Genomic DNA, 21,580 nt, shown 5'->3' on the forward strand with positions numbered 1-21,580 from the left:
GAATGCCCCTTCGCGTCATCTTCATGGGCACGCCGGAGTTTTCGGTGCCGACGTTGCGCGCGATCGCCGAGGCCGGACATGAGGTATCGGCCGTCTACACCCAGCCGCCACGCGCGGCCGGCCGGCGCGGGCTGGAGCTGACGCCGTCGCCGGTACAGCGCGAGGCCGAGCGTCTGGGCATCGCGGTGCGGACGCCGGCCTCCCTCAAGGGCGAGGCCGAGCAGGCTGCTTTCAGCGCCCTGCGGGCCGATATCGCCGTGGTCGTGGCCTATGGTTTGCTGCTGCCTAAGGCAATTCTCGACGCGCCCCGGCTTGGCTGCATCAACGGCCATGCATCGCTTTTGCCGCGCTGGCGCGGCGCCGCCCCCATCCAGCGCGCCATCATGGCGGGTGACCTGGAAAGCGGCATGATGGTGATGCGCATGGAAGAGGGTCTCGACACCGGTCCGGTGGGATTGCTTGAAAAATGCGCCATCGACCCCGATATGACAGCCGGCGATCTGCATGATCGGTTGATGAGCGTTGGTGCTGCCCTGATGGTGGAAGCGCTGGCGCGGCTGGAAGGGAACATCCTGACATTTACCGCGCAAGCGGCGGAAGGGGTGACTTACGCCAGAAAAATCGATAAATCCGAGACGCGGGTGGATTGGACGCGGCCCGCGGCCGAGGTCCATAACCATCTTCGTGGCCTGTCGCCCTTTCCCGGCGCTTGGTCCGAAATTGACATTGGCGGCCGCGTGGAACGGCTGAAACTGCTTCGCTCGACACTATCCGAAGGCCTGTCGCTTTCGGAAGGTTCGGGCGAGTCGGGAGGAATTCTCGATGACCGGCTGACGGTCGCCTGCGGGGCAGGCGCGATCAGGCTGGTCGAAGTTCAACGTGCGGGCGGAAAGCCCGCCGCCGCGTCGGAGTTCCTGCGCGGAGCCAAGATCGTAAAAGGAATGAAGTTCTCATGAGCATGATGTCGATACGCGCGGCGACGCCGCGGGATCGCGAGGCCATTCGCCTCGTCGAGGAACATGCATTCGGCCAGCAGGCGGAGGCCGGGCTGGTCGACGCGCTGGTCACCGGCGGCGACGCCGTCGTCGAACTGGTGGCGGAAGAAGATGGCCAGGCGGTAGGCCACATCCTGTTTTCCCGGCTGTTCGTCCAGAATGGCGGCAAGAGCTTCGCGGCCGTGGCGCTAGCGCCGCTGGCGGTGGAACCTTCGTTCCATGGCAGCGGCATTGGCGGCGCGCTGATCCGCGAGGCGCATATTCGCCTGAAGGATGCCGGCGAGACGCTGGCCGTGGTGCTGGGCGACCCGGCGTATTACGGCCGTTTCGGCTACAGCCATGCGCGGGCCGAAAAATTCGAGAGTGAGTACCAAGGCGAGGCGCTGCAGGCGCTGGCCTGGGGCGACGCTCCGGAGGCCGGCAGGCTGGTCTACGCTTCCGCCTTCACCGCTCTCGCCGCGTAGAGCAGTCCACCGTTTCATGGAAACGGTGACCTGCTCTACCTCTTTGTTTTAACGCAATTCCGGACGGAAAACCGTTTCACACTTTTCCAGGAATTGCTCAAGGCGAGAGCTCTAGCCGCAAATGCCGCGTTTTCGCCTCGACATCGAATATGACGGCAGCCTGTTTGCCGGCTGGCAGCACCAGGCCGACCAGCCTTCGGTGCAGCAGGCGATCGAGCAGGCGATCGAGAAATTCTGCGGCGAGGCGGTGCGGCTGCGCGCCGCCGGCCGCACCGATGCCGGCGTCCATGCGACCGCTCAGGTGGCGCATGTCGACCTCGCCAAGCCATGGCCCGGCGACAAGGTGCGCGATGCCGTCAACGCCCATCTGCAGGCGGCCGGCGCGCATGTCGCCATCCTGAAGGCGGCGATCGTTCCCGACGATTTCGACGCCCGCTTCTCAGCCACCGGCCGCCACTATCTCTATCGCATCCTCAACCGCCGCGCGCCCGCGGCGCTGGAAAAGGGCAAGGTGTGGTGGGTGCCGAAGCGGCTCGATGCCGGCACCATGCACGAGGCCGCGAAACTCCTGCTCGGCCGGCATGACTTCACCACCTTCCGTTCGACCCAGTGCCAGGCCAACAGTCCGGTCCGGACACTGGAACGGCTCGATGTGAGCCGGGCGGGCGACATAATCGAGGTGAGAGCTTCGGCCCGTTCCTTCCTGCACAACCAGGTGCGCTCCATGGTCGGCTCGCTCAAGCGCGTCGGCGATGGCGGCTGGACCGAGGCCAACCTCAAGGCGGCGCTCGAAGCGCGCGACCGCGCCGCCTGCGGCCAGGTGGCGCCGCCCGACGGGCTTTTCCTCATTGGCGTCGATTATCCCGGATGAGCCGGCAGGCTCTATTCTGAACAGTGCCCAGAAGCTCTGTTCAGAACAGAGTCCGTAGCCGCTATTCAGAGCCCAGGCAGGCTCTACCCCGGTAGAGCCAGGCAGGCTCTACCCCGGGAACGGTCCGGAAAGGCTCTGAGCCCCGATATCGTCCGGCACGGTGATGCCAAGCAGTATCTGCAGCCCGAACAGCACCAGCAGCGAAGCAATGAACATGCCGACGAAAACGGCGGTGCCGACCGCCGCGCCCTTGCCGATTGTGGCATTGGTCATGCGCCAGGTCAGCGCCATCGACAAGGCAAACAGCAACAGCGACACAAGGCTCGCGACCTGGCTTGCCGACGACAGGAAAAGCCTGATCAGCGCCGAGGGCAGCATGAGCCAGGCGGTGATGGCGGAGGCCCAGTTGCTGGCGACGACATAGTGCACGAAGCGCCCACCAATGCCGGCGCGCGGCGCGACCAAGGCGAGCGCGACCAGCGGCAGCACCCAGGAACCGATATCGACCGTCGCCAGGCGCAACAGCATGCCGAAACGGCCCACGAAGGCGTCGGGATCGCCGATCTGGTTGGCGATGCCGACCCAGCCCACGATCAGCGCCGGCGCGGCAACGACGATGGCGAAGAAGGAATTCCAGAAGCCGTCGGCCGACAGGTCGAGCAGGCGCAGGCCGTCGGCCTTGCCGAGCATCAGCCGCCAGGCACCGGTCAGCGAAGCTTGGGTTTCATCCGCCGAAAGCATGCTGCTCAGCCCTGCCCGAACCAGTCTTCGATGAAGCGCTGGTAGATCCGCGTCAGCGTTTCGAGATCGGCAAGGGCGACGCGCTCGTCGACCATATGCATGGTCTTGCCGACCAGACCGAACTCGACCACCGGGCAGTAATCCTTGATGAAGCGCGCATCCGATGTGCCGCCCGAAGTGGACAGCGCCGGCTTCTTGCCGACCGCCGCCTTGATCGAACCGGCAAGCGTGTCGACCAACTTGTCGTCGCGGGTCAGGAAAACATGGCTTGGCCGGTCGCGCCAGACAAGGTCGTAGTCGACCGGCGTCTTCTTGCCCGGCCGGTACTTCTTGCGCTTCGCCGCCTGGTCGAGCCGGTTGTGGATTTCGGCCTGGACGGTCTCGGCCGTCCAGGTGTCGTTGAAGCGGATGTTGAAGGTCGCGGTGGCCTTGGCGGGGATGACATTGGTGGCCGGGTTGCCGACATCGATGGAGGTGACCTCCAGATTGGTCGGCTGGAAATCCCTGGTTCCCTTGTCGAAGACGGGATGCAGCAAGGCGTCGACCAGGCCCATCAAGCCGCGCACCGGATTGTCGGCAAGCTGCGGATAGGCGGCATGGCCCTGGCGGCCATTGACCGTGATCGACCCGGACAGCGAGCCGCGCCGGCCGATCTTGATCATGTCGCCGAGCGCATCCGGATTGGTCGGTTCGCCGACGATCGAGGCATCCCATTTCTCGCCCCTGGAAGCGGCCCATTCGAGCAGCTTGACCGTGCCGTTGATGGCCGGGCCTTCCTCGTCGCCGGTGATCAGCAGCGAGACCGAACCCTTGGGGCCGCCATTGTTCTCGACATGGCGCGCTATCGCCGCGACGAAGCAGGCAATGCCGCCCTTCATGTCGACGGCGCCACGGCCATACATCTCGCCATTGGCGATCTCGGCGGCGAAAGGCGGATGCGTCCAGGCGGCTTCGTCGCCGACCGGCACGACATCGGTATGGCCGGCGAACATCAGATGCGGACCGTTGCCGGACCGCCTTGCATAGAGGTTCTCGATGTCTGGCGTGCCGTCTTCCGAAAAGACCGGCCGGTCGACCAGGAAGCCGAGCGGCTTCAGCATCGTTTCCAGCGCGCTCAGCGCGCCGCCTTCGGCTGGTGTCACCGAGGCACAACGGATAAGGGCGGCGAGGTTTGCGGCGGGGTCGGTCGGCAGCGTCATGGCAAAAGCGATAGTCGAAAGCTGAGGGCCTGTCACGGGCAGACATAGGGGCCAGCGCAATGGCAGACGATGCCGCCGACATTATGGTTTTCATGTCGTATAGTCGGGCCGGTGCGGAGCAAGAGATGGCAGACGGGGAAAAACGGATCGTCATCGCAGGCGCCGGCAGCATCGGCTGCTATGTCGGCGGTTGCCTGGCGCTCGCCGGGCGGCAGGTTGTCCTGCTGGCCCGGCCGCGCATCGAGGCAGCGCTGCGACAGGGCGGATTGCGTGTCAGCGACCTTGAAGGCCGCGATCGCCTGGTCAAGCCGGACGCGCTCGGGGTCACCGCCGATCCCGCCGTCGCTCTGCCGCAGGCGGATGTGATCCTGGTGACCGTCAAGAGCGGCGCGACACAGGAGATGGCGGCGCTGATCAAGGCCCATGCCCGACCCGATGCGGTGGTGATCCGCCTGCAGAACGGCGTCGACAACGCCGACAGGCTGCGCGCCAGGTCTGGCCAGCGAACCGTGCTGGCCGGCATGGTGCCGTTCAATGTGGTGCAATCGCTTGACGGCGAGCTGCCGCTGCGCCTCCACCGCGCCAGCGAGGGCAAGGTGATGATAGAGGATGGCGGCCTTGCCGGCCTTCTCGATGTCGCCGGTGTTCTCGATGTTGAAGGGCTGGCGGTCGAGACGCATGGCGACATGAAGGCTGTGCTGTGGGGCAAGCTTTTGATGAACCTCAACAACGCGCTGGTGGCGTTGTCGGACCTGCCGTTGGCGCGCGAACTCGCCGATCGTCGCTGGCGGCTGATCCTGGCCGGCCAGATCGACGAGGCGCTGCGGGCGATGAACGCCTCCGGCATCGCGCCGGCGCGTATCGCCGGACTGCGGCCGGCGCTGCTGCCGAAAGTGCTGCGGCTGCCTGACTGGCTGTTCAAACTGCTGGCGCGGCGCATGCTGGCGATCGATCCTCAGGCGCGCTCGTCGATGTGGGACGATCTGCAGCGAGGCCGGCCGACGGAGATCGGCGAGCTGCAAGGCGCGGTGCTCGGCCTCGCCCAGAGAACGGGGACGCCGGTGCCGCTCCTGAAAAGCGTTACCGCTTTGGTGCGCGCGGCGGAAGCGGCACGGCTTGGCTCGCCCGGCCTGGCGCCGGAACAGGTTGTGCCGCCGGGTGCCTCTCGATCAGCGTGATCTTCTGCCAGATCTTGCGCGACAGGTTGGACGCCAGGTTCTCGATGTCATTGACGCCGTCGATGACGACATCGTCATTGACCGACTGCGCGAACAGAGCGGCGATCTTGCCGGTGATCGACAGCATTTCGGAGCAATAGTCGAGGTAACGCGCGAGATCAGCGGCATTGGTGATGCGGGCCGGGGAATGCGCCGTCGGCCTGAAATCGGCCGAAAGAGCCGCCGGATCCTTGGTCAGCTGATGCATGTCGATGACGTGGATCAGCGAGCGCAGACCGTGCAGTTGGCGAAACACCCGCTTGCGCTTGATGCGCTCCTCGGTGCGAATCAGCGCCAGCAGGCCGAGCACGGCAAGGATGATCATGTTGATCGTGGCTTCGATGCCTTGCACCGACTGCACCGCATCGTCAGCCTGGGAGATGTGGATGAGCGGCAGGATGGTGCCGACGAACAGGAAGATCAACGCGCCGGCGAGGACGGCGGCGATGATGAGCCCGCGCAGCCACCAGATCGGCGCTTCGAGCGCCTGGGCCGCCTTAGCCAGATCGCGAGACAGCGACACCAGTTCGGCGGCGACGCCGCGCAGCCCGGCCTGGGGAAACCGTTCCGCAACGCGCTCTTCAAGCCGTTCGGCGGTCTCGATGATCAGTTTCGGATCAAGCGTGCGGTAGCGCATGTCCGATCGGCCCTCAGAGCATGATGCCGAAAAATGTGAAGCGGTTTTCGGACGGCATCATGCTCTATCTCTTTGATTTAGAGACGAATTCAGATTTCAGGTCGATTCGACCTGAAATCATCCGGCTCTAGGGTTGTGCCGGCTCGTTGGTGCGCCGGCCATAGCGGTTGGGTCCAGGCTGCCCTGGAAACAGACACAACACAAGAAAGGCGACGATCGAGACGACCGGTACGAACAGAATCAGCGCGGCAATGCCCGGCTTGTCGAGGTCGTGCAGCCGCTTCACCGCCAGCGCGATGTTCGACCATAGCGAGGCAATGAAGGCGATGAAGAAGATGAACGACCACATATTGCTCTCGGCCGAGCCTTCCGGCACCAGCGTGAAGCGGTAGAGCGGGAAGGCCTGGATGATGGCGACGAGCAGGCCACCAAGAAAATAGGCCGCGCGGCTGACGCGGCCCGATATCTTGAAGAAAAGCCAGGTGAGATTTGAACTGTCAGGCAAGCGGGTCCGGTCCGTATTGATTGGCACCCCTGGCGCCTTCGAGAATGCCGCATTCCACCAGGAACCAGATCGCGCCGATAAAGGGTACCAGGATGATCAGGCTCCACCAGCCGGACTTGCCCCGATCATGCCAGCGCTTGGCGTAGACGGCGAAGACCGAATAGAGCATGGCCAGCCCATAGAGCAAATAGATAAAGCCGTAGGGCATTTGGTTGAATGTCGTGCCCAGTATGTTGTCGAGGATCATCGCGATGACCGCGCCAACGAAAATGATGCCAACGCAGGCCCAGAACTTGGCGCGGTTGATGCGGCCGTCGAAACTTGTGAGCAGATATTTCCAGTCCATGTCACCCCTCCATGTCGAACCAGCGCGACGGATTGTCGCGTCGGCGGAAGGTGCGCCCGCTTTGCGGAAAGATCAATCGCGCAGCAATTCGTTGATCGAGGTCTTGGACCGGGTCTTGGCGTCGACGCGCTTGACGATGACGGCGCAGTAGAGGCCGGGGCCGGGCTCGTTGTTCGGAAAAGGCTTGCCCGGCAGCGAGCCGGCGACGACCACCGAATTGGGCGGCACTTCGCCGTAGAAGATTTCACCGGTGGCGCGGTCGACGATCTTGGTCGACTGGCCGATGAAGACGCCCATGCCGAGCACCGAGCCTTCGCGCACGATGCAGCCCTCGACGACTTCTGAACGCGCGCCGATGAAGCAATTATCCTCGATGATGGTGGGGCCGGCCTGCATCGGCTCCAGCACGCCGCCGATGCCGACGCCACCCGACAGATGTACGTTCTTGCCGATCTGGGCGCAGGAGCCGACGGAGGCCCAGGTGTCGACCATGGTCCCCGTATCGACATAGGCGCCGACATTGACGAAGGATGGCATCAGCACGGCGCCCGGAGCGACATAGGCGGAACGGCGCACGATCGACGACGGCACGGCGCGGAAGCCTGCCTTCTCGAAATCGACGGCGCTCCAACCATCGAACTTGGACGGCACCTTGTCCCACCAGACGGCCTGGCCCGGGCCACCCTTGATGATCTCCATCGGGTTGAGCCGGAAGGAGAGCAGCACGGCCTTCTTGAGCCACTGGTTGACGTGCCACTTGCCGTCGGCCTGGCGCTCGGCGACGCGCGCCGTGCCACGGTCGAGCAGGTCGAGGGCCGACTGGATGGCGTCGCGCGTCTCGCCGCGGGTCGCGGTCGAAATCGTATCGCGTTCGTCGAAGGCCTTCTCGATGGTCTTTTCGAGGCTCGCCAGATCGGGCTTCGACATGAATTCGCTCCATTACCAAGCTGTTAAGGGGCTGCGCCTTAACCTGTTTTGACGTCGCGTGGACCGCAGGCATGCTTCGTCTGCCTGGGTCTTTGCATGTAGCAGGTTCTTGTCGCAAAACCGCCGGACACGTTTGCGCGACCTGCTTATGTTAAGGCTCAGTGAGGGTCAATCGCACCTGCGTCATGGGACGGCGCAGTCAAGGAAATTTGGACGGGTAATTTGATGACACCTATGGAAAAGGCGGGGTGGACGCCGCTGCCGCATTCGGACGAGGATCTGGAGCGGTCGAAAAGCGTGCCGGACACGCCGCAGACGCGGGCCGAGACCTACCGGCTTGCCTGGAACGATCCCGACTTCATGACGCGGCGCGAATTGCGCGCGGTGCGTCTGCAGCTCGAACTCTTGAAGCCGGAAATGATCCTGGCCGAGCGCGGCATCCGATCGACGGTGATCCTGTTTGGCGGCGCGCGCCTGCCGGAACCCGGCGGCGTGGCCTGGGCGGCCAAGAACGAGACGCAGAAGAAGAACCTCGAGGAAAACAGCAAATATTACGAGGAGGCGCGCAAATTCGCCCGCCTGTGCTCGCAGCAATCGGCCGCCTCGTATTACCGCGAATATGTCGTGGTGACCGGCGGCGGCCCCGGCGTGATGGAAGCGGGAAACCGCGGCGCCGACGATGTCGGCGCACCGTCGATCGGGCTCAACATCGTGCTGCCGCATGAACAGGCGCCGAACGCCTATGTGACGCCGGAGCTGTGTTTCAACTTCCACTATTTCGCCATCCGCAAGATGCATTTCGTCATGCGCGCCAAGGCGGTGGCCGTGTTTCCCGGCGGCTTCGGCACGATGGACGAGTTCTTCGAGACGCTGACGCTGATCCAGACCGGACGCATGGAGCGCGTGCCGGTGATCCTGTTCGGTAAATCGTTCTGGAAACGCGCGATCAATCTCGACTTCCTCGCCGAGCAAGGCACGATCAGCCCCGGCGACCAGGACATCATCGATTTCGTCGACACCGCCGACGAAGCCTGGGGGATTGTCAGCCGGTTCTACAAGTTGGGGGAGTAAGGCAGTAGGCAGTAGGCAGTAGGAGGATAAGGCGTTTGCAGTCGCTGCTTCCAGATCAATTTCCCCTACTGCCTACTGCCTGTTCTCCCGCAACTATCGCCGTCAGAAACCCCGCCAGATCGTCGGTGACGAAATCGACGTCGTCTTCCTGCGCGGGGTCGCGTTCCCAGATCTCGGCGAAGGTCGGCTCGAAATTGCGCGGCACGACGAGCACGGTGGTCATGCCCAGTGCCTTCGGCACCTCCAGGTTGCGGGCGAGGTCCTCGAACATCACCGCATTGTGGCCGGTAACGGCATGCAGCTCGGCGAACTTCTCGTAGGTCTGGCGCGCGGGCTTGGGATTGAGGCCGGCGGCGACGATATCGAAAATGTCGTCGAAATGGTCGAGGATGCCGAGCTGGCGCGCGGTGCGCTCGGCGTGCCGGCGGTCGCCATTGGTGAAGATGAACTTACGGCCGGGGAGCTGGCGGATGGCGGTGCCCAGGACAGGGTCGGGCACCAGCCAAGAATAGTCGATGTCATGCACCTTCTCGAGGAAATCATCGGGATCGATGCCATGGCGTGTCATCAGCCCGTTCAGCGTCGTGCCATATTCGCGATAAAGCTCCTTCTGTAGCTTGCGCGCCTCCTCGCGCGGCAGCGACAGCAGTTCCCCGACATAGGCGGTCATCTTGACGTCGATCTGCGAGAACAGATTCGAATGATGCGGATAGAGCGTGTTGTCGAGGTCGAACACCCAGTCGGTGACATGGGCGAAGCGGGCGGGATCAGGCTGCGTGGTCATGCGCTCCTTATGGCATGAAACGCGGATACTGAAAGAGACTTTATCCACAACTTCCACGCGCTTTTAGTGGCAGAAATGGCCGCACGATTCAAATTTTATGCAACCGGGAAAGGTGGCCTTCAGGGCTTGCTGGCACAGAGACAGTCCTGTGGGGAGCCCGCGATGAACAGCATCATTCTGAAATCCGCCGCTATCGCTTTCGCCTCCGTCGCCGCCTCGCTTCTTCTGACGCTGATCATCGTTCCGGCCCTGGGATTCCCGGTCAACCGAACGATCTGGCTGAGTTCGACGCTCTGTCCGCTGGTGCTTGCATGGGTGGCCTGCGCCAGCACCTTCTGGCAGAGCGACCGGCTGAAAAACGCGCACCGCGAACTGGCCCGGGCGCACGCCCAGCTTGCAGCCGCGCACCGCCGCCTGTCGGAGAAGGCTAGCCGCGACGACATGACCGGCATGCTCAACCGGGAAAGTTTCTTCGCCGCGCTCGACGGTTCGCGGCGCAAGTCCGACCGCGGCGCGCTGCTGATCATCGACGCCGATCATTTCAAGAAGATCAATGACAGTTTCGGCCACCTGACCGGGGACGACGCGCTGCTGCTGATCGCCAGCGCCATCGAGCGCGGCGTGCGCAGCGGCGACGTGCTTGGCCGCATCGGCGGCGAGGAATTCGGCGCCTTTCTGGTCGGCGCCACCGAGCAGGAAGCCAAGCGTGTCGCCGAGCGCATTCGCCGCGAAGTCGAGCTGATCCGCTTCCGGCCGGTGGACGAACGCACCATTCCACTGACCGTCAGCATCGGCGGCACCGTGTGCGGCGAGGACGTCAACGTATCGGAGCTGATGCGCGCCGCGGACCGGCGCCTCTACCAGGCCAAGCATGGCGGCCGCAACCTGACGATTCTCGATACGGACATTTCCGCGGCCGCGTGAGCCGGCCGGTCCGGCACACCTCGCCCGTTAAGGAATTTCTAACCCTGTTTGCATTCGGTTGTACCGCTTGCCCGCCTTTTCACGCCTTGGGGCCGGGCTTGGCACGATACTGGCCTCTGTGACGATGCGTGTGCCGTTCGGGGATTGTCATGCGCGCATCGAGGCCCTATCCGAGAGACCTGGCATGAGTTTCTTCAAAAAAATGTCGCGCCGCACGCTCGTGCAGGCGCTGATCGCCCTGCCTGCCCTGTCCTTGTTCCGCAAGCTGCCTGAAGCCGACGCGGCCCGTGCCGGTCCTTCAAGGTCCGATCCATCACCGGACGACCCGAATGAGATCGTCGAGGTCAATGGCTGGATCCTGAAGCGGAGCGACCTGGCATGATCTTCGACAGCTATGAGGCGTATCGCGCCGCCAACTTCAAACCCAAGGTCTGCATCCTCGGTTCGGGTCCGGCCGGCACCACCATTGCCCGCAAGCTGGGCGCCGCCGGCATCCCGGTCGTGGTGCTGGAGGCCGGCTCGCGGGAGTTCAGCGACGAGTCGCAGGATTTCTACCGCGGCACCACGGTCGGCGATTTCTATTTCGACCTCGACATCACCCGGCTGCGATATATGGGCGGCAGCTCCAACCATTGGGCCGGCTGGTGCCGCGTGCTCGACAAGCAGGATTTCGAGCCGAAGGCCTGGGCACCCGACACAGGCTGGCCGATCCGCCGTGCCGACATCGAGCCCTATCTGCCCGAGGTGCACGATATTCTCGAACTTCCCGATTTCCGGCCCGATGTGCCGATCTCGGACGACATTCGCTGGGTGCAGCTGATCAAGAGCCCGGCGGTGCGCTTCGGCGAGAAATTCGCCGACGAGCTCGACAAGAGCCGCAACATCGCCGTCGTGCTCAACACCTATGCCACCGAGCTTGCCGGCGACGGCAAACGCGTGAACGGCGCCAAACTATGGTCCAACGGCCAGGACGCGGGCGCTTTCAGTGCCGACTATTTCATCGTCTGCACCGGCGGGCTGGAGAATTCGCGGCTGCTTCTGTGGTCGAACCAGCGCTCCAACGGCGGCGTCGTCCCGAACGCCACGGCACTTGGCCGCTACTGGATGGAGCACCCGACCTTCGAGGGCGGCAATGCCATCCTGGCCGACTACGGTGAGTTCGAGGTCGATGCCGTCAATGAGGCCTTCTTCTCGCCGACGCTTGCCGCGATGGAGCGCCTGCGGATCATGAATTTCGGCATCCGGCTGATCGAGACGCCCTATGCCGGCGTCAAGCATGTGATTGCCGACCTCGCCTGCACGGCGCCCGACATGGCCGAATGGGTTGCCTATCAGCTCAGCCAGAACCTGCGCTGCGCGGCCCAGCTCTACGTCGCCTGGGAACAGGCGCCGCTGGCCTCCAACCAGATCGAGCTGTCCAAGACCGATGTCGACCATGCCGGCGTGCCGCGCATCGCGCTGCACTGGAAGAAATCGGAGCTCGAACGCCGCACGCTAGTCGAAGGCCTGAAGCTGTTCGGCACGACGCTCATCGAAAAGGATCTCGGCCGTGTCCGTCTCATGGACTGGATTGCCAATGGCGAGGATTATCCGACCGACGAGGAGACCGCTGGCCACCATCATATGGGCGGCACGCGCATGGGCACCGACATCACCAGAAGTGTTGTGGACGCCAACTGCAAGGTGCACGGCATGGACAATCTCTATGTCGGTGGCTCCTCGGTGTTCTGCACATCCGGTCAAGCCAACCCGACGACGACGATCACCGCGCTGGCCTGCCGGCTGGGCGATCATCTGAGCAAGGTGATCGCTGTCTGAACGGCTGGGGTCTTCCGCGCCCGCGACCGGCGCGGAAATCCAGTCAGGTCGACGGTTTTTCGAGCGGTGTCAGGTCGGCACGGTAACGCGTCATGGCGCGGTTCGTGCGTGCGCCCAAGCGGACGAAGAACGGCAACATGAGGTCACGCAGGAACAGAGCGACGCGGCCTTTCACCTGCTTTTGCGCGCCGATCCGCCGGCTGACCTTGACGATGTGCTCGACGCGGTCCTGGCGCAGCGCCTGAAAGGCGGCGAAGGCCTGCGCCGGCAATGGTGTCGCATCCAGGCACGCGGTCAGCACGACGGCGTCCTCGATGGCCATCGACGCGCCCTGCCCGGAATGCGGCGCGACGGCATGCGCGGCATCGCCCAGCAGGACCACCCGGCCGGTGTGCCATTTTGGCAGATGCAGCATGTCGAACACGGGGTAGGCGCGCGGGATTTGCGTGACGGTGTCGACGATCTGGCGGATCGTCCGGGGATCGCCGGCATGCAACTGGCGAACGGTTGCCGCCAAATGCAGGGGATCAGGTCGAACCAGGGCGGCATCCTCGTCCAGCGGGAAGGACGAGAACCACAACACCGGTCCGTCATCCGGTTTCATGTAGCCGAAGAAGGCTTTCTTGCCGAACACCATATGCATCAGGCCGTCGGTCGACTCGACAAAGGGCAGTTCCGCCACGCCGCCGACGCCGGTCAGTCCGGTATAGACCGGATCCGGGGAGGCTGGAAAACAGACGCGACGGACGCGTGACCAGACGCCATCGCAACCGGCCAGCCACGCGGCATCGACCGTGACGCCATTGCCGAAGGCAAGGCGCACACAATCAGGCTGGTCTTCGATTTCGGCGAGCGCATGGCCAAAACGGATGTCGGCGCCAAGCGCCAGCGCCTCATCCAGCAGCGCGCCGAGCAAGTCCGAGCGCCGCAACGTGACGCTTTCGGCGCCGGCCTCGCGCATCGATAGCTGCTCGTCAAGATGGATGAGCCGGCGCCCGGCGGCGTTCATGATCTCGAAGCCAAGGGTGCGAATGCCCAGCGCGCTTACCCGCTCGGCGAGCCCAAGCGCACGCAGCGCGTTGATGCCGTTGGGGGCCAGAGTGAGGAAGGCGCCTTCGCTCAACGCTTCGCGCGACCGCGCCTCGAACAGGCGGACGGCAAGCCCCTGCCGCCGAAGCATGACGGCAAGGGCCAGCCCGGCAACACCGGCGCCAATGATGGCGACCAGCAATGCCGAGGGGGTGGTGACGGCCATGGTCACAGGCCGTAGATGGCGATGCGCACCAGCACCGCCGCGGCGGCCAGCGCCACGAGCAGGATGCCGAGGCCGATGGGGGAACCCCAGCCATACCATTCCATCGCCAGCTTGGCGTATTTGAATTCATCCTCGTGGGAGAGAGGGGTACGTTGTTGAATCAAGCTCATTTTTTCACTCCTTGTCGGCGGCCGGCTCTTGCCTTGTCGGTGCTACGGCCGCATATTGCTGCGACAGTCTAAATGTTAGACGGATTGATAGTTAGATGATCGAAATAAATTCGTCAAGCAGGTATCGCGACGAAATCGCGGCCGCGATCGGCCTTGCCGTGATGCAATGGCAGGACGCCACGCAGGCCTATGACGAGGCGGTGGGGGCGAGGCTCGGGCTGAACATGGCCGAGCGCCATTGCATCGGACTGCTCTATGGCGGCCCGCAATCGGCCGGCGCGATCGCGACCGCGACCGGGCTGACGCCGGCCGCCGTGACGGCGCTGATCGACCGGCTCGAGGCACGCGGGCTGCTGACGCGCACGCGCAGCCTCGAGGACAGGCGCAAGGTGGTGATCGAAGCGACCGAGGCGACGCGGGACCTGTCGGCGCGCTATTACGGCGCCATCGCCAAGGAGGGAGAGAAGGTGATCGCCACCTTCAGCGACGCCGAACTCGCGACCATATCACGCTTCGTCAACGCCGCGCTCGACCTGCAGCGCGCCCAGCTTGCGCGGCTGAAAGCCGAGGGGTCGGACACCTCAGGGCGATAGGGGCGCATTTTTTGTTCGCGGCGTTACCGCAATGTCGGCGGGGAACGCGACTATTTCGGCTGGACCCCATAGACGGCCAGAAATGCCTCCACCGAGGCATCCGCGTGCCGTTCCAGTTCGGCTTTGGAGCGCCGGTTGCTTCCCGTGAACATGGCTTCATTCATGGGGATCCAAAGAAGCATTCCAAAAAGATGGCTGGCTGCCAGATAGGGATCGCTGGTCTGTATCAGTCCTCGATCGGTGAGCTTTTGAAAGCAGGACGCCGTCGAGGCAAGCATGCGCTCAAAACCTTTTTCGTACCAAGCGCGGCCAAGCTGCGGCATTCGATCCGCGTTGGCGATGATCAAGCGCCGCAGCTTCAACAACTCTTCGTCCATGAGAACCGCTATCAGACGTCGGGCAAGCTGCTGCAGGCCGCCTTCCATGAATTTCGCCTCGGAAAGCAGCGTCGTCACGGACTCGATAATATCGTTGACCTGGCCAGCGGTTGACAGAACGACTTCGCCGAACAACGTCTCCTTGTCGGTGAAATGCTTGTAGACGGTCTGCTTGGAGGCCCCCGCTTTGGTAGCGATTTCCTCCATGCTGGTCCCGTCATAACCCTTGCCGATGAACGCCGCCGTGGCGGCCTGGATGATCTCGCGATCCTTGCGTTCCGATCTGGTCTCACCGTCGATTTTCAAGGCGCTCTCCTGGCCAGTACTAGACGGTACCGTTCCCGCATGGTAGCCATGAAACGGTACTGGACTGACTAGTACCTGTCAACAAAGGCAAGGCTTAGACCGATGACCAAGATGATCTTCATAAATCTGCCGGTGCGCGATCTGCAGGCGGCGACCAACTTCTATCTCGCGATCGGCGGCACGCTCAATCCGCAGTTCTCGAACGACCAGGCCAGCTCGATCATGTTCTCCGACTCGATCGGGGTGATGCTGCTGACGCACCAGCACTACGGCCAGTTCACGACGCGCCAGATCGGCGACGCCAGGCGCGACAGCCAGATGCTGATCGCGCTCACCGCCGGCAGCAAGGACGAGGTCAATGCCACGATCGAGAAGGGCGTGGCGGCCGGTGGCCGCGCCGATCCCAACCCCGCGCAGGACCTCGGCTTCATGTTCAACCGCCACATCGAAGACCCCGACGGCAACGTCTGGGAGTTCCTGTGGATGAACCCTGCCGCCATGCAATAGCCCCGCGGATCAAAGCGTCCAAAGCGCGTCGCGTTGAAACGGATTCATGCGACGCGCTTTGCGTTTTAGACCGTCGCCGGGTCGAGCGCCTTCTGGTCCTTGTGGCGCGCGACAATCGCCTCGAAATCGGCGGTCTGGAAAGCGTCGCGCAAGGCGTCGAAGGACGGCAGCACGAAATAGGCGCGCTGGAACTTGTCGATCTCGTAGCCGGTGCGCATCACCATTTCCAAGTCGAAAGGCACGTGATGGGCGTCCTTGCCCTCGACGGCGAACTGCAATTCGGTGAAGGACGACATCAGGCCGGCGCCAAAGGCCTTCAGCGGCTGGCCGGCCTCCTGCATCAGGCCGTATTCGGCCGTGTACCAGTAGAGCCGGGTGATCATCTCGTCGCCGCCGAGCGCGATGATGTCGCCGGCCTTCTTGCCGTACATCTGCATGAAGTCGGCGAAGACCGGCTGCGACAGCACGGGCACGTGGCCGAAGAAATCATGGAACATGTCCGGCTCGACGATGTAGTCGAGCTCCTGCCTGGTGCGCAGCCAGTTGGTGACCGGGAAGCGGCGGTTGGCGAGATGGTCGAAGAAGGGGGCGGCGGGAATAAGACCCGGCACGGCAACGATCTCCCAGCCGGTCAGCTTGCGCAGCTTGGCGCTGACGTCCTCGAAATCGGGAATGCGGTCAAGCAGGCCAAGTTTTTCAACACCGTCGAGATAGGAATGATGGGCGAGCTTGCGCGTCAGCTTCGTCTGGCGATCGCACAGAGTGCGCCACACCGCCTGTTCCTCGTCGCTGTAGTCATAACCCTGGGCCACGGTGAAATCGGCACGGCAGACCGAATAGTCGCCGCGCAACCCCTGCGCCGCGCAATCGCGGGCATATTCGGCAACACTCATCGTCGTCATGGTTTTTCTCCTCGCAAATCGGCAATTGCAGACGTGTCCATAGGATAACCGGATTTGGCGAGGCAATTCGGTTTTGATGATGGCTCATCAGCAATGTTCGGGATAATATTCACTCACAATCCGCATCCGAGGAGTGAAAATGCCTCAATTCGATGATTTAGAGATCAAGATGCTCGATGTACTGCAACGCGACGGGCGCAAGCCTGTCTCGGAACTGGCGCAAGAGATCGGCCTGTCGACGACGCCATGCGCGCGGCGCTTCGAGGCGCTGCAGGATGCAGGTGTCATCAAGGGTTTTGCCGCGGTGATCAGCCGCCGCGCGGTCGGCCTGACGGTCGAGGTGTTCATCCAGGTGCGCCTTGTCAGCCACAGCGATGGCTCGCCGGAGAAGTTCATTGCCGCGGTGCAGCGCATGGACGAGGTGTCTTCGTGCTGGACGATGACCGGCGACCACGACTTCCTGCTGCATGTGATGGTACCTTCGGTCGACGAGCTGAACGCCTTCGTCATGCACCGGCTGATGCGGCTCGACGGCGTGCGCGACGTCCACACGCAGCTGGTGCTGCAAAACATCAAGGGGCCCGGCCACGTGCCGCTCGCGCATCTCAGGAAGTAGCGCCATCTCCAGCGCTCCTGCGGAAAAGCTGCACGCAAACTGCTGAAACGGGCCAATTGGGCGGCTAGATCGCCGGCCAGCATATGCGGACCAACTGCCTAAGAGGTCCGCCATGAAAATCGTCCTGATCAATCCACCGCACACAGCCATCGGCAGCCGGGTGCCGGACGATCATTTGCCGCCGCTTGGCCTGCTGGCGATCGGCGGCCCGCTGATCGATGCCGGCCATGATTTGCGGCTCGTCGATGCCGAACTCGGGCCGATGCCGCTCGAAAAGGTGGTGCGCGACGCCCTGGACTGCTTTCCGGACTTCGTCCTGATCGGCCATTCCGGCTCGACCTCGGCGCACCCGACCGCCTTGCTGATCGCCAAGATGATCAAGCAGCGCGAGCCGGCGACGATCGTCATCTATGGCGGCGTCTTCCCGACCTACCACTGGCGCGACATATTGGCGGCGACCGACGTCTTCGACTTCATAGTGCGCGGCGAGGGCGAAGCGACCGTCGTGGCGCTGGTCGAGGCGCTGGAAATGCACCAGCCGCCGGCGAGCGTCGCCGGCATCGCCTTCCGTGACGATCTGCGCCGTCCCTTTGCCACGCAGGGCGCCATGACCATCGCCGATCTCGACGCTTACCGCGTCGGCTGGGAGCTGATCGACCACGGCCGATATAGTTACTGGGGCGGCAAGCGCGCCGTGGTGATGCAGTTTTCGCGCGGCTGTCCGCATCTGTGCAACTATTGCGGCCAGCGCGGTTTCTGGACCCGATGGCGGCACCGCGATCCCGTAAAATTCGCCAAGGAGATCGCCTGGCTGCACCGCGAGCACGGCGTCAAACTGATCAACCTCGCCGACGAGAACCCGACCGTTTCGAAGAAGGCGTGGCGCGCCTTTCTCGACGCGCTGATCGCCGAGAACGTGCCGGTGCTGATCGTCGGCTCGACCCGCGCCGACGACATCGTGCGCGACGCCGACATCCTGCATCTCTACCGCAAGGCCGGTGTCATCCGCTGGCTGCTCGGCATGGAGAACACCGACGAGCAGACGCTGCAATTGATCCGCAAGGGCGGCAGCACCTCATCCGACCGCGAGGCGATAAGGCTGCTGCGAAAGCACGGCATATTGTCGATGGCGACCTGGGTGGCCGGCTTCGAGGATGAGGGGTTTCGCGACCTGTGGCGCGGCTTTCGCCAGCTCATCGCCTATGACCCCGACCAGATCCAGGCGCTCTATGTGACGCCGCATCGCTGGACGCCGTTCTTCCGCATCGCGCGCGACCGCAAGGTGATCCAGAAGGATGCCCGGCTGTGGGACTACAAGCACCAGGTGCTGCAGATGACGCGGCTGAAGCCGTGGATGCTGTTCTTCAGCGTCAAGCTCATCGAGCTCGCCGTGCAATCGCGGCCGAAGGCGCTGGCGCGCATCCTGTTCCACCCCGATCCCGAGCAACGGCATTCGATGCGCTGGTACACCAAGATGGGCCGCCGGGTCTGGTTTCGCGAGGTCTGGGGTTTCCTGGCCCGTGATGGCAGGGTGAAGGACGGTCCGACGCTTGCCGAATTCTGGGGCGCGCCGCAGGACGCGGAGGAGGAATCGATGATCGTCGCGCGACAGCCGCGCAAGCCGGAGCTTTCCGCCTCCAAATAGCGGGCTGCCGGCCAGAAGATTAGCCGGCTGAGGCCGACTAAGGCACGATCAGCGTGCCGGCGCCGTGTTCGGTGAAGAGTTCGAGCAGCACCGCATGCGGCGTCTTGCCGTTGAGGATGACCACGCCTTCGACGCCGCGCTCGATCGCCTCGATGCAGGTCTCGACCTTGGGGATCATACCGCCCGAGACCGTGCCGTCCTTGATCAGCGCCCTGGCCTCGGCGACGGTCAATTCGTCGATCAGCTTCTTGTTCTTGTCGAGTACGCCCGGCACGTCGGTAAGGAACAAAAGGCGCGAGGCCTTGCAGGCGCCGGCAATGGCGCCGGCGAAAGTGTCGGCGTTGATGTTGTAGGTGTGGCCGTCGCGGCCCGGCGCCACCGGCGCCAGCACCGGGATCATTTCGGAGCGGGCCAGGAGGTCGAGCAGCGTGCGGTCGACCTCGACCGGCTCGCCGACGAAGCCGAGATCGAGCACGCGCTCGATGTTGGAATCGGGGTCGATCATGGTCTTGCGCGCCTTTTCGGCGAACACCATGTTGCCGTCCTTGCCGCAGAGGCCGATCGCCCATTCGCCTTCGGCGTTGATGAGCGCAACGATCTCCTTGTTGATCGAGCCGGCCAGCACCATCTCGACGATCTCGACCGTCTTCTGGTCGGTGACGCGCAGGCCGCCCTCGAACTTGGATTCGATGCCCATCTTGGTCAGCATGGCGCCGATCTGCGGCCCGCCGCCGTGAACGACGATCGGGTTGACGCCGGACTGCTTCAGCAACGCGATGTCGCGGGCGAAGGCCTTGCCGAGCTCGATGTCGCCCATGGCGTGGCCGCCATATTTCACCACGACGGTCTTGTGTTCGTAGCGCTGCATGTAGGGCAAAGCGCGCGACAGCAGGGCGGCCTGCATTTCGGCGGTGGCGGCGATGTCCGTCATCGGGCGGTTCCCTGGCTTTTTGGTTTATGCATGTCGTTGCTCCAAAACCGCCGGGCACTTTTGGGCGACATGCATCAGGTAAAGACGGCGGCGTCTTAGCGGGATTTGGCCCGGGGGGCAAATGGCATTGCTGTCATATTCGCCGCGTTCACGGCCTCGTCATCATGACGGCACCATGAGCGGCGCCCGCCGTTTCAGCCAACCCGAAAGCTTCTCCATCTGCGCGGCGAAGGACAAAAGCGTCTCCTCGTCGCCCGGGCGCCCGGCGGCCTGGATGCCGAGCGGCAGGCCGGCCTCGGTGACATGGACGGGCAGCGCGATCGACGGCTGGCCGCTGACATTGTGGATTGCCGGCCAGTGCGTGAACAAAAGGCTCTTGTCCATCAGCTGGCCGAACAAGGGTTTCAGCTTGAGCAAAGACGTCAGGTGAAGCTTGTCGAGAAGGTTTTCGACCAGCTCATCGGTGCCTTTCGGGTCCATGGCGCCGCAGGCGAGCGGCGGGTGCGCGATAACAGGCATCAGCACAGCGTCATATTGCGCGGTTTCCTCGATCATCCGGCGCGAGGTGGCATGTAGCCGCTGCAGGCCGGCATAGATTTCGCCGGCCGAGACCATTTCGCCCAACCGGCCGAGCACCCGCGTGGCGCGCTCGACGTCGCCGGTGACGGGACGGCCGACGCGCAGCGCTTCGGCCCGCAGCGTGCCGGCGACGGCGGAAGCAACCGTCCTGCAGAAGTCGGCCATGAAATCGCGGCCGATGAAGGGCAGGTCGATTTCCACGGTGGTGTGGCAGCCCTCGCGCGCAAGCGCCACAGCCGTGTCGAGCGCTTTCATCGTCTCGGCCGAGATCGGCAGGCCAAGCGGCGACTTGCGGTAGACGGCCAGGCTGAGCTTGCCGGGATCGCGCGCGGCGGCGGCGGCGAACGTGCCCTTTGGCGGCAGTGCCGCATAGGGCGACAGGGAGTCGGGACCGTGGGTGAGGTCGAGCAGCAGCGCGCTATCGCGCACCGAGCGGGTGACGGCATGATCGACCACCATGCCGTACCAGCTTTCGCTGACCAGCGGCGTCAGCGGGATTCGACCCCGCGAGGTCTTGAGGCCGACCAGGCCCGTGCAGGCGGAAGGCACGCGGATCGAGCCGCCGCCATCGGAGGCATGCGCCACCGGCACCACGCCGGCAGCGACGAGGGCCGCCGCGCCACCCGATGAGCCGCCGCTGGTGTGGCCGGTGTTCCAGGGATTGCGGGTGATGCCGAAGGCCTTGGATTCGGTCATCAGCCGCAACCCGTGCTCCGGCGAAGTCGAAGTGACGATCGGGATCAGCCCGGCGGCAAGGTAGCGGTCGGTCATCAGCGAATTGACGTCGGGCACCGAGGCCGGAATGCGGCTGCCGCCATGCGAGGGCACACCCTTGATGGCGATGCCGAGGTCCTTGATGGCAAAGGGCACGCCGGCCAGCGGCAGCGAGCGGTCCATGGTTTTCGCCCGCGCCCGCGCGGCCTCGTAGAGCGGCTCGGCCGTGGCATTGATTTCAGGCCTTGAGGCCTCGGCGCGCGCGATCGCCGCTTCGGTCAACTCGATCGCCGACAGTTCGCCCTTGCGCACCAGACCGGCGAGGCCGGTGGCGTCTTCTTGCCACAGAATGCGTTCGACCGACATCGGCGCCTCCCCGTTCCCGCCAAGCTAGCCAGCGGCTGATCCCTTGGCAATCGAAGCCTGCGCCAGCACGCCGGACTTTAGGTGCACGGAATATTTCCAGCGTTGCAAATACAACGCAAT

General features: G+C 63.9%; 25 protein-coding genes. 12 read left to right on the forward strand and 13 right to left on the reverse strand.

The window, feature by feature from the left end:
• Positions 1-2: 2 nt before the first annotated feature.
• The 3 genes from fmt (at position 3) to truA (ending at position 2,330) form a co-directional block, all read left to right on the forward strand.
• Entirely contained in the window at positions 3-956 is a 954-nt protein-coding gene (gene fmt / locus JG747_RS03015; RefSeq protein ID WP_202361117.1) for a methionyl-tRNA formyltransferase, read from the forward strand.
• Positions 953-1,459 (forward strand): GNAT family N-acetyltransferase, encoded by a 507-nt coding sequence (locus tag JG747_RS03020; RefSeq protein WP_019862469.1) that lies wholly within the window; start codon positions 953-955, stop codon positions 1,457-1,459. The genes fmt and JG747_RS03020 overlap by 4 nt, the downstream gene beginning before the upstream one ends.
• A gap of 121 nt (positions 1,460-1,580) precedes the next feature.
• The gene (gene truA / locus JG747_RS03025; RefSeq protein WP_202361118.1) at positions 1,581-2,330 is read left to right on the forward strand and encodes a tRNA pseudouridine(38-40) synthase TruA; all 750 of its coding nucleotides are present in this window, start codon (positions 1,581-1,583) and stop codon (positions 2,328-2,330) included.
• Between the two features lie 108 nt (positions 2,331-2,438).
• On the opposite strand, the gene JG747_RS03030 is transcribed toward truA, so the two are convergent.
• Both JG747_RS03030 and dapE read right to left on the reverse strand, forming a co-directional pair.
• Positions 2,439-3,071 carry a hypothetical protein gene (locus JG747_RS03030; protein WP_019862467.1) on the reverse strand — a complete coding sequence of 211 codons (633 nt, stop codon included), beginning with the start codon at positions 3,069-3,071 and terminating at the stop codon, positions 2,439-2,441.
• Positions 3,072-3,076: 5 nt separating this feature from the next.
• Positions 3,077-4,270: a succinyl-diaminopimelate desuccinylase gene (dapE, locus tag JG747_RS03035; RefSeq protein ID WP_202361119.1), complete on the reverse strand. Its 1,194-nt coding sequence runs from the start codon at positions 4,268-4,270 to the stop codon at positions 3,077-3,079.
• A gap of 125 nt (positions 4,271-4,395) precedes the next feature.
• Here dapE and JG747_RS03040 point away from each other — a divergent pair, with 125 nt between their 5' ends.
• Positions 4,396-5,448 (forward strand): 2-dehydropantoate 2-reductase, encoded by a 1,053-nt coding sequence (locus JG747_RS03040; RefSeq protein WP_202361120.1) that lies wholly within the window; start codon positions 4,396-4,398, stop codon positions 5,446-5,448.
• On the opposite strand, the gene JG747_RS03045 is transcribed toward JG747_RS03040, so the two are convergent.
• The 4 genes from JG747_RS03045 to dapD form a co-directional block, all read right to left on the reverse strand.
• Entirely contained in the window at positions 5,351-6,124 is a 774-nt protein-coding gene (locus JG747_RS03045; RefSeq protein ID WP_019862464.1) for a hypothetical protein, read from the reverse strand. The two genes, JG747_RS03040 and JG747_RS03045, sit on opposite strands and share 98 nt — an antisense overlap.
• A 127-nt stretch (positions 6,125-6,251) precedes the next feature.
• Positions 6,252-6,629 (reverse strand): DUF805 domain-containing protein, encoded by a 378-nt coding sequence (locus JG747_RS03050; protein ID WP_019862461.1) that lies wholly within the window; start codon positions 6,627-6,629, stop codon positions 6,252-6,254.
• Positions 6,622-6,975, reverse strand: a complete 354-nt coding sequence (locus tag JG747_RS03055; protein ID WP_019862459.1) for a DUF805 domain-containing protein — start codon at positions 6,973-6,975, stop codon at positions 6,622-6,624. Before JG747_RS03055 ends, JG747_RS03050 begins: the two co-directional genes overlap by 8 nt.
• A gap of 72 nt (positions 6,976-7,047) precedes the next feature.
• Complete coding sequence (dapD, locus tag JG747_RS03060; protein ID WP_069090686.1) at positions 7,048-7,902, reverse strand: 2,3,4,5-tetrahydropyridine-2,6-dicarboxylate N-succinyltransferase; 855 nt, start codon at positions 7,900-7,902, stop codon at positions 7,048-7,050.
• Positions 7,903-8,127: 225 nt separating this feature from the next.
• Between dapD and JG747_RS03065 the strand changes: the two genes are divergently transcribed.
• A complete protein-coding gene (locus tag JG747_RS03065) occupies positions 8,128-8,973 on the forward strand; it encodes an LOG family protein (RefSeq protein WP_027047607.1) in 846 nt (281 codons plus the stop codon).
• A 55-nt stretch (positions 8,974-9,028) separates the two neighbouring features.
• On the opposite strand, the gene JG747_RS03070 is transcribed toward JG747_RS03065, so the two are convergent.
• Complete coding sequence (locus tag JG747_RS03070) at positions 9,029-9,757, reverse strand: pyrimidine 5'-nucleotidase (protein WP_019862456.1); 729 nt, start codon at positions 9,755-9,757, stop codon at positions 9,029-9,031.
• Positions 9,758-9,919: 162 nt separating this feature from the next.
• Here JG747_RS03070 and JG747_RS03075 point away from each other — a divergent pair, with 162 nt between their 5' ends.
• The 3 genes from JG747_RS03075 (at position 9,920) to JG747_RS03085 (ending at position 12,499) form a co-directional block, all read left to right on the forward strand.
• Positions 9,920-10,681, forward strand: a complete 762-nt coding sequence (locus JG747_RS03075; protein WP_019862455.1) for a GGDEF domain-containing protein — start codon at positions 9,920-9,922, stop codon at positions 10,679-10,681.
• Between the two features lie 184 nt (positions 10,682-10,865).
• Entirely contained in the window at positions 10,866-11,063 is a 198-nt protein-coding gene (locus tag JG747_RS03080) for a hypothetical protein (protein ID WP_027047606.1), read from the forward strand.
• On the forward strand, positions 11,060-12,499 hold the full coding sequence (locus JG747_RS03085; protein WP_019862453.1) for a GMC oxidoreductase: 1,440 nt from the start codon (positions 11,060-11,062) through the stop codon (positions 12,497-12,499). The genes JG747_RS03080 and JG747_RS03085 overlap by 4 nt, the downstream gene beginning before the upstream one ends.
• A 43-nt stretch (positions 12,500-12,542) precedes the next feature.
• Here JG747_RS03085 and JG747_RS03090 read toward each other — a convergent pair whose 3' ends face one another.
• Positions 12,543-13,754 carry an FAD-dependent oxidoreductase gene (locus JG747_RS03090; protein WP_202361121.1) on the reverse strand — a complete coding sequence of 404 codons (1,212 nt, stop codon included), beginning with the start codon at positions 13,752-13,754 and terminating at the stop codon, positions 12,543-12,545.
• 2 nt (positions 13,755-13,756) lie between these two features.
• The gene (locus JG747_RS03095; RefSeq protein WP_010912744.1) at positions 13,757-13,924 is read right to left on the reverse strand and encodes a hypothetical protein; all 168 of its coding nucleotides are present in this window, start codon (positions 13,922-13,924) and stop codon (positions 13,757-13,759) included.
• Positions 13,925-14,019: 95 nt separating this feature from the next.
• Between JG747_RS03095 and JG747_RS03100 the strand changes: the two genes are divergently transcribed.
• Entirely contained in the window at positions 14,020-14,517 is a 498-nt protein-coding gene (locus JG747_RS03100; protein WP_019862451.1) for a MarR family winged helix-turn-helix transcriptional regulator, read from the forward strand.
• Positions 14,518-14,567: 50 nt separating this feature from the next.
• Here JG747_RS03100 and JG747_RS03105 read toward each other — a convergent pair whose 3' ends face one another.
• Positions 14,568-15,200: a TetR/AcrR family transcriptional regulator gene (locus tag JG747_RS03105; protein WP_019862450.1), complete on the reverse strand. Its 633-nt coding sequence runs from the start codon at positions 15,198-15,200 to the stop codon at positions 14,568-14,570.
• Positions 15,201-15,302: 102 nt separating this feature from the next.
• Between JG747_RS03105 and JG747_RS03110 the strand changes: the two genes are divergently transcribed.
• On the forward strand, positions 15,303-15,707 hold the full coding sequence (locus JG747_RS03110; protein WP_038651191.1) for a VOC family protein: 405 nt from the start codon (positions 15,303-15,305) through the stop codon (positions 15,705-15,707).
• Between the two features lie 65 nt (positions 15,708-15,772).
• On the opposite strand, the gene phhA is transcribed toward JG747_RS03110, so the two are convergent.
• Positions 15,773-16,609: a phenylalanine 4-monooxygenase gene (gene phhA / locus JG747_RS03115; protein ID WP_202361122.1), complete on the reverse strand. Its 837-nt coding sequence runs from the start codon at positions 16,607-16,609 to the stop codon at positions 15,773-15,775.
• A gap of 139 nt (positions 16,610-16,748) precedes the next feature.
• On the opposite strand from phhA, the gene JG747_RS03120 reads away from it, so the two are divergent.
• Complete coding sequence (locus JG747_RS03120; protein WP_202361123.1) at positions 16,749-17,225, forward strand: Lrp/AsnC family transcriptional regulator; 477 nt, start codon at positions 16,749-16,751, stop codon at positions 17,223-17,225.
• 112 nt (positions 17,226-17,337) lie between these two features.
• Positions 17,338-18,870 (forward strand): magnesium-protoporphyrin IX monomethyl ester anaerobic oxidative cyclase, encoded by a 1,533-nt coding sequence (gene bchE / locus JG747_RS03125; RefSeq protein ID WP_202361124.1) that lies wholly within the window; start codon positions 17,338-17,340, stop codon positions 18,868-18,870.
• Between the two features lie 37 nt (positions 18,871-18,907).
• Here bchE and argB read toward each other — a convergent pair whose 3' ends face one another.
• Both argB and JG747_RS03135 read right to left on the reverse strand, forming a co-directional pair.
• Positions 18,908-19,801 carry an acetylglutamate kinase gene (gene argB / locus JG747_RS03130; RefSeq protein ID WP_038651183.1) on the reverse strand — a complete coding sequence of 298 codons (894 nt, stop codon included), beginning with the start codon at positions 19,799-19,801 and terminating at the stop codon, positions 18,908-18,910.
• A gap of 162 nt (positions 19,802-19,963) precedes the next feature.
• Complete coding sequence (locus tag JG747_RS03135) at positions 19,964-21,460, reverse strand: amidase (RefSeq protein WP_202361125.1); 1,497 nt, start codon at positions 21,458-21,460, stop codon at positions 19,964-19,966.
• Between the last annotated feature and the right edge of the window lie 120 nt (positions 21,461-21,580).

It is taken from the genome of Mesorhizobium sp. 131-3-5 (assembly GCF_016756575.1).
GTDB lineage: Bacteria > Pseudomonadota > Alphaproteobacteria > Rhizobiales > Rhizobiaceae > Mesorhizobium > Mesorhizobium jarvisii.